Source organism: Vibrio splendidus (assembly GCF_003345295.1).
GTDB classification, from domain to species: Bacteria; Pseudomonadota; Gammaproteobacteria; order Enterobacterales; family Vibrionaceae; genus Vibrio; species Vibrio splendidus_K.
Map to the genome: position 1 here is coordinate 1,374,031 of NZ_CP031056.1, position 13,017 is coordinate 1,387,047.

Here is a 13,017-nt window from a genome sequence, read left to right on the forward strand (position 1 = left end):
CTACCTTTAAACATCCTTAGTTATTGTGATTAAAGCAATTACGGCGGTGGAATGATGATAGACATGACGAGTTTGCTGCGTTCAATCGACAACAACCACAAAGGGCTTCAATTGCTATTAGGCGATTTTTATAAGGACTTTTCAGACGCAGCGATCAACATAGAGACGCTCCATAAAAGTGACCGTTTTGATGAACTCAACAACTACTCAAAGAGATTAAAGACCATCTTAACTTTACTGTGCGATCAAGACTTGCCACCCAAAATGGCCAAGTTGGAACATTTGAGTAAGCACGAATTCCCTGCACCAGAAGATCTTTTAGAGGATGTAAAAACTGAATTGCACAACGTCAATCGACAAATCAATCACTTGTTGGACATTAAGGAAGTAATAGATGACAAGTCATCGAGGTAGTCATGAGCAATAACCAAATAGAACATCACTTAAGAAAAGCGCTCGTTTCTAATAATGAGGCTTCTAAGGTCACAGCTGATGACACGATTGTGCTTGCAAGTGCCATGACCAGTGTTCACAAAACGTTGCTCATCATATTCCTACTCGCTTTAGTCGCTATCGCCGTGGCATCACAAGCGCGTATCGACATCGTCGTGTCTGTACGTGGTGAACTGTTGTTGGAATCTGACGTTGAGAAAGTTCAACACCTAGAAGGCGGAATATTAGAAGAGATGTTAGTCCGAAAAGGAGAAGTCGTTTATGAAGGACAGCCGATCGCACGAATACGCTCACTAGACCGCAACACTCAACTTGATACCGTGAATACCGAAATCACTCAGCTAGAGCTAGACAAAATTCGTTATGAAAGCCTACGCGACATGGTAGAACCAAACTTCGCTTCTTATATCGAAAAATTTCCAGAACAAGTTCAGGTCAACATGAATACGTGGCAACAAGAGTTTTCTAAAAACCGCTCCAACGAAGAGCTCATTACCCATGATATTAAACACAAAAACTCTCTGATTAGGTCGATGCTTAAGCGTCGTAAAAGCTCAGAGAACCAACTATCGCTCATTCGCAAACAACTCAACATTAAAAACACACTTTATAAAGAAGAGATGGCGTCTTATGTCGACGTTCTCAACATGAAAGTACAAGAATCCAATATGGTGCGTGAGATTGAGAACCTTGATGAGTCGGTCATGAATGAACGTTTTCAGCTCGACAAACTGGAAAAGCAACACCGTGACTTGGTTGAGAATCGAAACTCCGAGTACCAAGCACAAATCATTCAAGCGAATAAAGATCTCAAGCTAAAACGTATCTTACAACCACAACATTCCGACAAGGTTGATCGACTGGTTGTCTACTCACCAGTCGATGGCGTGGTCGACAAACTGCACTTCAATTTCCGTTCAGCTGTGATTCCGCCAGGCGAGAGTATCGCCGATATTGCCCCAATAAATAATTCGCTACACGGCGAAGCGAAGATTCCACGTAAAGACATGGGATTTGTAGAAATCGGACAGGCTGTGAAGGTAAAAATGGATACCTATAACTTCGCTAAATATGGATTTGTTGAGGGAACCATCGCCTCAATCAGCCGTTCATCCTATGAAGAAGAAGATGCTGAATTCTATTTGGCAGAGATTGAAATTAACCGAAACTTTCTTGAACGAGGAGGCACTCAATACAAGCTATCACCTTATATGGAATTTACCGCCGACGTAAAAACAGGCTCGCGTCGCGTGATCGAATACGCAGCAAAACCGGTGATGTCAGCCATCGAAGATGCATTCGATGAGAGGTAATCAATGAGCGGAAAACCTTCTTACAACATTTCCGTACCAGCTCTGCGACTAAGCATCTTGTTTAGCGTAGTTTTAGCTGCGCTCGCTTTCTATTTATACCTGTCTTGGTCAAAAGTAGACTCAGTTGCACAAGTGCAAAGCGCCCCACTTCTTATACAAGCTCAGAAGCTTAATCAGACCATAGAACAAGAGATTCAAACTCTACAGCAGTGCTTGAGTAACGACACTTGTGGTACTAACGAATTCAATCTAGTTACCTTGAAGAGTGAAATTGACGAGTTTAGGTCTTTAGCTTCTTTGAACAAAACTGAATTTAGCTTGGTTGGTGCGACCGAATACACCCAACTTGAATTAGCCATCAATCGCTTTTCCGACAGCACTAAAACACGCAACGACGTACTCGACTTATACCTGTCACTGACGAACAACTACCTACAGATGGACGACAACTACCGCACCATATTTAACAACCATGCGAGCGACTTAATGTCAGAGAAAAACGAGTTCTTTGTCTGGTTGTTTATGGTGGTCGTGATATTGGCCGTGATTGCCGTTTTTTCTAACTCAGTTGCCATGTTGAAACTGAAGAAATCCAGCTCTAACGAGCGAGAAATCGACTATGAATTTGATGCGCTCTATCAAGAGCTAAAGGAACTCGATTTACAAAGACTCGAAGAGCTTCTTAATGAAGTGAGCATCAACCCCAAACAACGCCAAATCTACTCTCACCTCAAACTGATTTTTAGTAAATTGGAAGACCAAAAGCGCAATAACGACCTCTACAAACAACTGTATGCGCTAATCGGCTATGAAATTCGCGGAATCACCAACACCATCAACGGCGGTGTTCAATATCTGGTTCAAGAAACCGATGAAAACGGCGTATTGATGGCGAAGGATATTACCTCTGCGTGTAGTACCTTGTCTGAGTTAGCAGAAAACTATAACCGTTTGATTTCACAGGGTACTGAAAGTAAGTCGAAGGAATTCTCGCTACTGAACGTGTTGTCTGAATTGATGATTCATATCAGCGCCAAAGTTCAGAGAAACGAAGGTCAACTTGACTGCTTTATCTCTGATAATTTGCCGAACCATGTTGAAGGCCAATCCACCAGCTTGTTCTGGATATTGTTCCTACAGCTTTCTAATGCCATCCAACTTAAATCAAACAAGAAGTTGTTCGTGACGATAGAGTCTGGCGCGGCTTCGGATATGGAAAATACGCGTGTCACCATCAATCTCAACTTCCTTTCAACGTTGGATGTCTCTGTCGCCAAGCTCAATAAGCTTCATTGGAGCGCTCACAAGCACCATACCGCTAACACCGACGACTTAGCGAAAAGCGTTTTAAAAGATTACGGTTATTACGAAAGTCACTGGTTCCAATCGGGTACACAAGAACGTTTTCAGATTGAGCTTGATCTCAAGGCGAAGAATTTCCATACAGAGAAAACTCGCTTCGACGGCAAACGTTTACTGCTGTGTGCCAATACTCAAGTTCGTATCGATGTAATGAAGAAAATGCTCAGCAACTTGGGGCTTGATATCACCGAAGTTCGCACGGCCAATGAGTTATTTTCGGCGGCAAAAACCTTCGGTGAGTACGATGCCATCATGTTGACCGACACCTTTGAACCCAACAAGTTGGCATCACTAAGTAAAACAGTGAAATCTCAACTTAAGAATCACCCAAATACCAAGTTGTTGCTGTCAGTAACCAATACTCAGCATGCGCAAGAGTGTCACAGCTTCGTCGATAAGATCATCAACTCCCCTGCGATTCCTTATGAGTTTATTCCTAACTTGCTCACCATTATGGAAGCAGAAGCATCAGAGGAACAGATGGAGAACAGTTCGTTCCTTATCGTAGAAGATGACCGAGTTCAGCAGATCTTACTTAAACGAATTCTTACCAAACAAGAGTATGAACCAGACACGGTTGGCGATGGTGCTGACGCAGTTGAGCACTTCATGAATAAACGTTCTGACATCATCTTCATGGACTGCATCATGCCTGGTATGGGCGGCATTGAAGCGACAAAACGTATTCGCCAGTTTGAACAAGAAAACGAGAAAAACCCTTGTACCATCATAGGTGCAACCGCATTGACCAGCAGTAATGAACACCAGGCTTGTATTGAGGCCGGAATGGATTACGTGATCAGCAAACCTTACAAAAGCGACCAAATCATTAAGGTGATCAACAAGTATGTGGCGGTACAGAAACTTAACTAGCAGCATCATGGCTGCGCTTGCATTCAGCACGACACCTTCAGCATCGGCGACGACCTTGCTTGAGGCAGTAGAACTCGGCCTGCAAAACAGCCTATCCCTTCGCGCCAGTGATAAAGGTGTGGAAGAAAACGAATACAACATTGGGATCAGCCGCTCTAAGTTTCTACCTTCGCTTAACGGCGCTGCCGATACCACATGGAATGAAAACGAAACCTTGTTATCGAGTGTGCCTGATGAGTCCTCAAGCTATAACTCAAACAGCTACAGTCTTTCCCTTTCACAATCGGTATTCAACCTAGGCGATATATTCAAATACGGAACGGCAAAGCTCGACTTCAATATCGAAGAGATTAAACACGAGAATAAAATCCAAAGCACTATCTCTGAAATCGGCTCTCAATACTTCGAGTATTTGAAAAACAACGCACAGATAAAAGCAACCAAGGTTGAGCTTAAGTCATCTGAAACGCGTGAACATCAGATGCGACGCAACGTAGAGTTAGGCAACACCGCCGCTAGTGAACTGTACGAAGTTATCGCTCAGAAAGAAGGTGTGTCAAATCGGTTAAGAACTTTGCAGAAAGACCGTCGCGTCATTCTCAACGGGCTCTCAATTCAAATTCAGTACCCTATCACTCCGTCGCAAGATATATACGAAAGCGTGCCATTAAAAGAGATTAACGAAAGCGAACAACGCTCAATCATGGATCAGGCGTTAAAGCTCAATAACGACTTGTTAGTGGCGAAGAAAAATGTCGAAAGAAGCCGCAGAAGCTTAAAAGAGAGCGGTACAAACTTCTTACCTACCGTGTCGCTTTCAGCCAGTTATCGTCACGATGACGCCAATAACTACGATAAAACCGACATCACTGCGACAGGCGAAAGCAACTCTACCAGTGTTGGCTTGAATCTAGCCTTGCCTATCTTATCTGGTGGTTCCGATTATTACGGATATCAAAAATCATCGACGGCAATTGAACGTACCGAACTGCTTTATCAAGATTCGCTTTACACCACACGCAACAGCGTGAACACCTCTGTACTCAACATTAATGATTTCTCGCAATCTATAAGCAGTTACGAAAACATCATTCGCGCTAACTACGCCTCGTACAAAGGAATCCAAAGAGCTTACCAATTAGGCACGCGTACCATCACCGATTTGCTGGCCGCTGAAAGTAAACTGTTCAGCGCCTTAAGAGACTACGAAAGCGCTCGATATGACTACATCATAGAGACCATTAAGCTTGAGCAAGTTAAGGGCGTGCTTTCGATTCAATCCATAGAAAGCATCATGCAATTGATGAGCGATATTGAAGGGCGAAACAATCAAGAACTCGTGCCGAAACACCTTCTCTCAACGGAGTCGTTGAAAACAGGAGGCCGCAATGCAAACTGAGCAGTTTTCACAAAAGATCAATATGGCAGATAAGTGCTACCTGACTTTCTCTACGATAATTTCCACCCTGTTTGGCTTGGTACTGCCCTTCTCTATTCTGATCATTTTTGACCGAGTGTTACCCAACCAAGCACAAGATACTCTGTTCTTATTGTTCGCGATTATCTTGATTTCCATCTTCCTCGACTATCACCTGAAAAATCAGGAAGAGAAGATATCTTCCGTCATCATGAGGCAGTTTGAGACCAACTTAACCAACAAGGTGTTCCAATCCATCTGTTTGGCTGAGATCTCCAAATTCCGCCGTTTAGAACCGGGGGAATACCTAGAACGGATCTCAACCATTCCTGAGCTGAAAACCTTCTTTGGTGGCGAGTCGGTTCGAGCGCTGATCAACCTTGCCGTCAGCGTAATAACCATCCTTATTATTGGCCTCATCAACATATGGGCTGGCGTGACGCTTCTGATTGCCTCGCTCATTTTAGCTATTTTCGCTTGGAGCCTTTCTAAACAAAAGATTGGCAGCTTACAGAACAAGTCCGATATAGAGGGCTTAACGACGTCCAAAATCATTGAAATCATTTCAAGCCCGCTGGATATCAAAGCGCGAAACATGGAATACCGCGTTGAAAGCCTGATGACACAAATGGTCGAGGAACGTGAAGTTGAAAACATCAAATACGAACAGATTGAATCGAATTTTGGCTTGATCTTAGCGCTCATCCAACAACTCTCAATTGCTTGTGTTGTTGTGGTATTGGCAACAGCCGTGATCAATATGGAGTCAAGTCAAGGCATAATGGCCGCAATAATCATGCTGACCAACCGTTACTTTGCGCCCTACCAACAAGTGATGCGTACCGCGAGCCGTTGGGAATTGAACAAGCTTCACATACAGCGTATCGCCGAGCTTCTTGAACTGGCCGCGTCTGTTGAACATCAACATGAGACAACGGAAGTAGACCGTATTTCTGTTAAATATTCTGAAAATCAGCGTATTGAATTTGAACTCGGACAAGCTTATTTACTGACAGGGAAAAGTGGCACAGGCAAGACCCATCTCGCCAACTGTATTACGCGGCAGAATAGCGATAACAAACTGGATATCATGATTAATGACACGCCTCTGGATGACTTGAACTACAACGTATGGCGTAACAGCGTGCTGATGGTCGATAAAACAAGCTCGTTCGTGGAAGGAACCATTATTGATAACCTAACCTGCTTCCGACCAAGTTTGAATAATACGGCGTTTGCACTGTGCGAGACCATGAACATCAAGGCACAAATCGATGGGCTTCCTGCTGGTTTTTACACAGAACTCAAAGGCCACATGCGCAATCCATTCTCACGCCAAGTAGGTTACGCTTTATTATTGGTTCGCGCCCTGCTCGCCAGTAAGCGTGTATTGATATTTGATGATATCGATTGTGTCTATGATGAGGAATTTGCACGAGTGGTGCTCACCAGTACCGCCTATCGTGCCAATGACAAAATCCTAATCATCGCCAGTAATAAGATGGACAAACTAAACCACCGCCTCAAACGCGTAAAACTTACCGGAGGTGATCAATGAGCATCCTAGTTGACTTCAACAATGTTCCGCAGCGGGTGTTGGACTTTGAAGCAAGTGGTTATGATGAACGCTACAGTCAGTCACCGCTGATTCGTGGCTTAGCTTACACCCTGATAGCACTGGAATGGGAAGGCACGCCGTCTATTCTCAGTGACGCTTTTATTCCTAAACAAAAAGACAGCGACAGTTTTACTGCGACTATAGAGCGTCTTGGATACCGTTGTGATGTGACCAAGCTAAAAACTCTCGAGAATATCGATCAGTACCCTCACCCATGCTTAATTGAGATAGAGAACCTTAGCGCCATTTTCTTAGGTACTAAGGATGGAAAGTTGCTCCTGTTTGATTACACGAACAACAACACCATTGAATACCCAATGTGTAAAAAGCCCTGTTTGCTGATTTCGATTAGCGAATATTCTCGTCTATTCCGCGAACCACCGCCGGAATCGCAAGACAGAAGCAATTGGATAAAATACGCTTTCTATCGTTATAACAACGAACTTAAAAGCTTGATCATACTGAGCTTCGTCATCAGTATACTGGGCGCGTTACAGCCCTTCTTTATTATGAGTGTGTATAACTTCGCGCTAACTTCGAGTTCTCAAGCAACACTCTATTGGCTAACTTTATTTGCCATCATTGTTGGCTTCTCTGAATACTTTTTTAAGAAAATGCGCGTCAACATTATTGCGACCTCCGGTAAAGATCTCGCGGTGCACATCTCACAAGCCGTAATATCGAAACTTCTATGGCTGCCCTACGCGATGACATCAACCGCTGGGGTTTCGTCTCAGTTGGCTCGTTTGAAAGATATCGACACCTTCCGACGCTTAGTGACCGCAGAATCAACGCTTAGCTATTTTGATATGCCGTTTGTGATTGTATTTATCATCGCCATTGCCCTTATGTCGGGTACGGCAGCGCTTGTAGTGATGGGTGGCTTAATCTTGATGTTGGTGTTCTGTGTGTATTCTCGCTATATCTACTCGCAAGCCACATCCAAAAGCTCGCGCGCCAATGCGATGGTCTCGTATCAATGGAATGAAATCCTTCGTGGTATCAAGACAATTCAGGGTTTGCCTTTACTGCGCGTGGTTCAATCTCGTTTCAGTGCTTCACATATGCAAAGCACCAGTGATGCCGAGAACGTTGCCGTGACTAACAGTAAGATTCAGGCTGCTGGCGGCAGTTTGATTCAGGTGATTGGTACTGCAAGTATCGTGACCGCAGTAATCGGAGTAATGGAAGGGACTTCTGATGCCGGTGCCATGCTCGCGACAGTGATATTGGTTTGGAAGGCGTTAGGTCCGATCATGGGTATCTACAACTCAATTTCTAAATTCCAGTCGATTAAGGCTTCATCAGCACAGATCAATAACTTAATGTCGATGAATGACGACAAATTGACCTTAGAGAAAAGCCCACCGATTCGTCTGTTCCAAGGTAGTATTGTTGGCAGTGGTGTCAGTCATCGTTACACAGGTGCGGCGACCGGCTTAACCAACCTTGGTTTTAAGATACCACCCAGTGCAAAAGTCGTCATTTGCGGCCCTACTGGCTGTGGGAAAACAACACTCATCTCTATTATTGCTGGCTTAGAAGATCGTTATCAGGGTGCCGTATCTGTCGATGGTTATAACATTAAGCAGTTCAACAGCTATCGCTACCGCACATCGATCAATTACATCCCTTTCAATCTGCACATTTTCGAAGGCTCTTTAGAGACCAACTTCATTTTGCACAATGGGTTGATTCCGAAAGAGAAAATGCAGGAAATGGTGAGCTTCTTCGAACTAGACGAATGGCTACCAGAAGGATTGGCAACGCAATTGAGTGTCGATAAATGCAAAGGCCTTCCCAATGGTATTCAGCAAAAGCTGCGTTTGGCGCTTGGTTTAGGCAACTGTGAGCAATCTCTGATCATCATTGATGAACCCTTTAATGGGGCTGAAAATGAAAACGCGCAGTATTTTAACCGGTTGTTCAGCGATAAGTTGTTGAACAAAACAGTCATTTTTTCAACCAATGATCCCGGCTTGATCGCCACTTCCAATATGAGTTTGGTTCTAGAGCCTGACGGGAATCTTAAATATTTTGGCTTAACAGACAAATACTTAAACAGTTTAAGTTAAACACAGCGATGCTTACTCACAGATTACTCGTTCGATAAATGGATGTAATTGACAAAAACATAAGTGAGAGAGATGATTCGCTCTAAAATCACCGATAACAAGGAAGCAAATGTACACATTCGTTGCAGACAAGCTTGATGTAGCTTACTTATCCGCAATTCCTGAAAACCATCAACTTCAGGACTGCGATGTTCCTGAAGAGGAAATCGAACTTCGAGAGATCGTTGAGGTTTGGTATGAGTGTGCCTTTCTCCCTGCTTTCAACCTTCAGAAAATCGATATCGAGAACAAAGCTGAGCTAACCGTCGTACAAACACATGTTTTGAGCAACGATACGAGTACGCTCGCTTTCCTACTCAAAAACAGAGTGTACCGCGCTGCACTGAATAGAATGCTTGGTATTTGGGCGTTAGAGCCCTCTGCAAAAACGGTGTTAGAGCAACTTCTGTTTGAACTAAGTCTCGATAAAAAGCGTCCTCATTAACTCGCTTTATAAGCTACTCATCAATAAGCATAAAAATTAAACCGACTGACAATCGCTATAAGTTGCTAGTAAGAGAAGATATTTCAAAATAAGCTGTGGAATCACAAGAACTTATACCCCTCCCACACTTCCATTAAATTTACCGTTTCAAGGTTTCCATATCCGCATTTTTATTCTACTGTTTTTATATAAAAACAGTTGGATGGATCCTTATATGGCGATTACGGTCTGGAATAACCTTTCAGTCAAACATAAACTCTTTGGCTTAGTTCTACTTCCCATTTCACTACTGCTCTTTCTAGCAGGCAGACAAGCGTATATTTTAACGACCCAGTTAACCGATTTTGAACGAACCAATCAGTTATCTGTGTATCTTCAAGATATTTCGGTCTTATATCGGAGCACTCTGGCTTCTAGCCCTGAAGAATTCGCGACACAAAGCAGCCAAGTAAAGGCAGAACTAAAAACGCTTTCTCCAGCTATATTTTTAAACACCTCTGATGAAATGAACCAACTGGTTGCAGACTTCAGCGAAGCGACTCTATCAACGATAGAAGCGAATGATAGTTACGATAAATTGGATGCACTTGAATGGCAGAGTGATTTGTACAAACAGTTGCTCCTTGAGATAGAAAAAGTCCCTTTCGAAAACACCAAGCGTGAAATTCAACAGCACCTCACCGCGTTACAACAGCTTGAATGGCTGATGTTTTGGTCAAATGAAGAATTTAAACTGGGTACCTCATTGATTGAGATATTCCAAAATAGCCAAGAATACGATCCAGAACTCGCTGAACAGATCGAAACTCTGAGTGAAAGACAACAACTGTTCCTAGAACGCTTTGTGTCATTGAATGCCAACGAACATCAAGTGTCATTGATGGTTGAAGTGTTTAGAAACGATGTATTTGCTCAAAGCCAAGAGATCCGCAGCGCCCTACTCGACCTAAACGCAATCAGCCAACTGACGCCACAAGAGATTTCAGTCGGATTAGAGGCTATGAGTGCTCGACTCAGCTTATTGCAAAGCCTCGGTAATGTTATCAAGCAAGAGTTCCAACAGGAAGTTAAGCAAGCCATCTATGAAGCGCAAATCCAACGAACACTGTTTATCTCCATCGTTGCTTTGCTCGCGACCATTGTAATGGGATTAACCCTAAGCTTGGCACGACAAGTCACCAACAACCTGAATTTGGTGTTAGCTTTCTTGAAAAGCGAAAACGATGAAACTCGACCTTCTTTGGATAAGCTGATTCAAGGCAAAGATGAACTCAGCCTATTTGCTCAGCAAGTTGAACGGTTGACCATCGAGCGAGAACTTGCAAAAGACAGGCTTACGATAGCGAAAGAAGACGCTGAGCGAGCCAAAGAAGACGCTGAAAAAGCGAAAGATCATGCAATACAAGCTAGCAAAGCGAAAAGCAGCTTCTTAGCCAATATGTCTCATGAAATTCGTACCCCACTCAATGGCGTTATTGGTATTTCCGAGATTCTTGCAGATACCCCACTCACACCCACACAGCGTGATTATGTGGATACGATTGAAACTTCATCCCAACTGCTACTTAGCTTGATCAACGATATCTTAGACTTCTCGAAGATTGAATCTGGCATGCTGTTAATCAGCCCGCACTCGGCGTCGATTAGAGAATCGATATACGACATAGCCTCTATTGTTGCGCCAAAAGCGAAAGAGCAAAAAATATCAGTCAACGTCGATATCAGCCCCGACACACCTGCACGCGTGATGATCGATGACCACCGATTAAGACAGATTTTGATGAACTTTATGTCGAACGCAGTGAAGTTCACAGCCGAAGGTGGTGTAACACTATCAATCAAGACACTCGAACAGTCTAACGACAATGTCACCATTCGATTCGCAGTGCGCGACACCGGTATTGGTATCGATAAACAGCAACAGAAACAGATATTCGAACCGTTCGCTCAAGAAGATGATTCAACGACCAGACAATTCGGTGGTACTGGTCTTGGCCTCGCCATCAGTACACAGTTGGTCGAACTGATGGGTGGCAAGATTCAGCTCGATTCAGTCAAGGGTAAAGGCAGCTGTTTCTACTTCGACTTAGAATTACCCGTTGACATGATGCTACCGAAACCAAGCACGGCAACCGCTGACATTTATATTCTGGGTAACGAGAGCATGCTTTCTACACGAATAGAATGCGACCTTAACCTTTATGGCTTAAAGGTAACTCAGCGAACGAATAACTCTTCCGCGATGACCGAACAACTCGCGACTCAGAAACACAATAAACCGATTACTGTCGTTTTCGCTGAAGATGATGCATTCCTAGCTAATACCCACGCAGATAACTTAGCTAAGCTGCACCAAAATGGCATCACTATCTGTTTGATTCGTTCTTTCTTAAGTGAGCCTGCGGATCTTGGCGACAGCGTTACTGCACAAGTCGCACAACCCCTACTCGGCTTACGTTTAATTAAAGCTATTGAGCTCTGTGATACGCAGGGTTTGGCTGAGCTTTCAGAGGCAAGCCAGCAACCTCTAGAGATCCAACACAAAATCCTCATCGTCGAAGACAACAAGATCAACCAAAAAATTGCTGGGCTTCATGTCGGTAAAAGTGGTTTTGAATTCGAGTTCGCTAATAATGGTCAGGAAGCTGTGGACATGTTCACCGCAAATCCTCATTACGCAGTGATACTGATGGACTGTATGATGCCCGTCATGGATGGCTTTGAAGCGACAAGCAACATTCGACGCGTTGAAAAAGAGACCAATGCCACGCGTCGTATCCCTATCATCGCCTTAACCGCCAGTGTGATTGATGATGATATTCAAAAGTGTTTCGACGTAGGTATGGATGACTATGTACCAAAGCCTTTCAAATTTGAAATGCTAAAAGAAAAAGTACTTGCCGCCGTTGAAGCGATGCCACTTCCTGCTGCCTACAAAACTAAATCTACGAAAAAACCCGCGACCGTAACACCGATTCTTAATGCTGCAGCTAAGCGAACATTGCCAGAAGAAAGAGTACAAAACACGGTTCCGAGTAAATCTGAAAGAATACTGCTCGTCGAAGACAATCGAGTTAACCAAAAAGTCGCTTCTGTGATGTTAACAAAGGCGGGCTACGCGTTTGAAATCGCCGACAACGGACAAATCGCCGTCGACATGTACCAAAACGACAGTAGCTTCGACATTATTTTAATGGATTGCATGATGCCCGTTATGGACGGCTTCACTGCGACCAAAGAGATCAGAGAGCATGAGAAAAACCTAGGCTTAAGCAAAACTCCTATCATCGCGTTAACCGCCAGTGTTATCGACGATGATATTCAAAAGTGCTTTGATTCAGGCATGGATGGTTATGTAGCGAAGCCCGTAAGAAAAGAAAAGCTATTCCATCAAATAGAAAGTGCGACTTGTTAGGAGATAC

General features: G+C 43.7%; 8 protein-coding genes. All 8 read left to right on the forward strand.

Annotated features, from left to right (window positions below; genetic code table 11):
- The first annotated feature begins 51 nt into the window (after window positions 1–51).
- A complete protein-coding gene (locus DUN60_RS21670; RefSeq protein ID WP_016793662.1) occupies window positions 52–414 on the forward strand; it encodes a hypothetical protein in 363 nt (120 codons plus the stop codon).
- A 2-nt stretch (window positions 415–416) separates the two neighbouring features.
- The gene (locus DUN60_RS21675) at window positions 417–1,766 is read left to right on the forward strand and encodes an HlyD family type I secretion periplasmic adaptor subunit (RefSeq protein ID WP_065206046.1); all 1,350 of its coding nucleotides are present in this window, start codon (window positions 417–419) and stop codon (window positions 1,764–1,766) included.
- A 3-nt stretch (window positions 1,767–1,769) separates the two neighbouring features.
- Entirely contained in the window at window positions 1,770–4,001 is a 2,232-nt protein-coding gene (locus DUN60_RS21680) for an ATP-binding response regulator (protein ID WP_114635417.1), read from the forward strand.
- Window positions 3,976–5,400: a TolC family protein gene (locus DUN60_RS21685; RefSeq protein ID WP_114635418.1), complete on the forward strand. Its 1,425-nt coding sequence runs from the start codon at window positions 3,976–3,978 to the stop codon at window positions 5,398–5,400. Before DUN60_RS21680 ends, DUN60_RS21685 begins: the two co-directional genes overlap by 26 nt.
- Complete coding sequence (locus tag DUN60_RS21690; protein ID WP_114635419.1) at window positions 5,390–6,976, forward strand: ABC transporter transmembrane domain-containing protein; 1,587 nt, start codon at window positions 5,390–5,392, stop codon at window positions 6,974–6,976. Before DUN60_RS21685 ends, DUN60_RS21690 begins: the two co-directional genes overlap by 11 nt.
- Entirely contained in the window at window positions 6,973–9,111 is a 2,139-nt protein-coding gene (locus DUN60_RS21695) for an ATP-binding cassette domain-containing protein (protein ID WP_114635420.1), read from the forward strand. Before DUN60_RS21690 ends, DUN60_RS21695 begins: the two co-directional genes overlap by 4 nt.
- 109 nt (window positions 9,112–9,220) lie before the next feature.
- A complete protein-coding gene (locus DUN60_RS21700; RefSeq protein WP_114635421.1) occupies window positions 9,221–9,595 on the forward strand; it encodes a hypothetical protein in 375 nt (124 codons plus the stop codon).
- 214 nt (window positions 9,596–9,809) lie between these two features.
- Window positions 9,810–13,010, forward strand: a complete 3,201-nt coding sequence (locus tag DUN60_RS21705) for a response regulator (protein ID WP_114635422.1) — start codon at window positions 9,810–9,812, stop codon at window positions 13,008–13,010.
- Window positions 13,011–13,017 lie beyond the last annotated feature (7 nt).

Coding starts and splice junctions, on each gene's coding strand:
- DUN60_RS21675 (WP_065206046.1), top strand. CDS start 417: ATGAGCAATAACCAAATAGAACATCACTTAAGAAAAGCGCTCGTTTCT.
- DUN60_RS21695 (WP_114635420.1), top strand. CDS start 6,973: ATGAGCATCCTAGTTGACTTCAACAATGTTCCGCAGCGGGTGTTGGAC.
- DUN60_RS21685 (WP_114635418.1), top strand. CDS start 3,976: ATGTGGCGGTACAGAAACTTAACTAGCAGCATCATGGCTGCGCTTGCA.
- DUN60_RS21700 (WP_114635421.1), top strand. CDS start 9,221: ATGTACACATTCGTTGCAGACAAGCTTGATGTAGCTTACTTATCCGCA.
- DUN60_RS21690 (WP_114635419.1), top strand. CDS start 5,390: ATGCAAACTGAGCAGTTTTCACAAAAGATCAATATGGCAGATAAGTGC.
- DUN60_RS21670 (WP_016793662.1), top strand. CDS start 52: ATGATGATAGACATGACGAGTTTGCTGCGTTCAATCGACAACAACCAC.
- DUN60_RS21705 (WP_114635422.1), top strand. CDS start 9,810: ATGGCGATTACGGTCTGGAATAACCTTTCAGTCAAACATAAACTCTTT.
- DUN60_RS21680 (WP_114635417.1), top strand. CDS start 1,770: ATGAGCGGAAAACCTTCTTACAACATTTCCGTACCAGCTCTGCGACTA.